At 40.1% G+C, this 947-nt stretch carries 1 pseudogene; it reads left to right on the forward strand.

The features are described 5' to 3' along the window. Positions 1–231: pseudogene (locus GKO01_RS15700) on the forward strand (IS481 family transposase); the annotation flags it as partial. Between the last annotated feature and the right edge of the window lie 716 nt (positions 232–947).

Consider the following 947-nt stretch of genomic DNA (forward strand, 5'->3'; position numbering starts at 1 on the left):
GAGTTCCTCGAATATCTCCTGAGCATCATTCCTTATCGGATCCATACCATTCTGACCGATAACGGCATCCAGTTCGCGGATCAGCCCCGTAACCGCAATACGGCCTGGTCTCGCCCCATGCGCTTCGACATGATCTGCGAAGCTCGCGAGATCGAACATCGTCTGACGAAACCCAATCATCCCTGGACCAATGGTCAGGTTGAGCGGATGAACCGGACAATCAAGGAAGCCCGGCTGCTTAAATCTGGAGAGATCGAATCACACAGGAGACCCCAAAATTTATAAATTTGGGGGTTATACAAAGAAATCAAGAAGAAATGGATATTTTTCTATTGAAAAATTTTGCCAGAAAAATTATTGATTCACAAATAAGAAATGAAATTAAAATTCCTCCAATAGTTAAATTTCTGTCTATTCCTATATTTTCAACATTGTTATTGTAATATACTGCCACCAAAAGAATAATTCCAATAACGGGAGTTTTTAACGATCTGTGATTTTTAATTAAATACTGAATCATTTTTATAGCACCTTCAGGCAGTCGTTGTTTATTTCAATCCAAGAAATTCATCTTGGATTGAAGATTCAGCCCTTAGGCTATTGCCCAACCGACCAAAAAACCACCAATCAATTCTCCACCGGGAACCATAGCCATGGCCATACCCGCACCGAAAACTGCATCACTTGATACTGATCCGATGCCTCTTGCACCGCTGACGGCATCCACCTCGGCCTCATTGAGGTCGAAGTAAAAAATATCATTTTCCGGAGAAGTATTTGCTTCGATCGAGTTTATTATAGATTTCCATTCCTGAAATTAGAAATACCCAATACCAAAACAAGGTTATGAGAAACTAAATGTTCTGTCTACAATAATTTTCTCGTCGTTTTTTGATTGCGTCGTTTGTTCAGATGAAAAGGAACGGTACTGTATATTTTTTGTCTCA

The organism is Gluconobacter kondonii (genome assembly GCF_002723995.1).
Classification (GTDB): Bacteria; Pseudomonadota; Alphaproteobacteria; order Acetobacterales; family Acetobacteraceae; genus Gluconobacter; species Gluconobacter kondonii.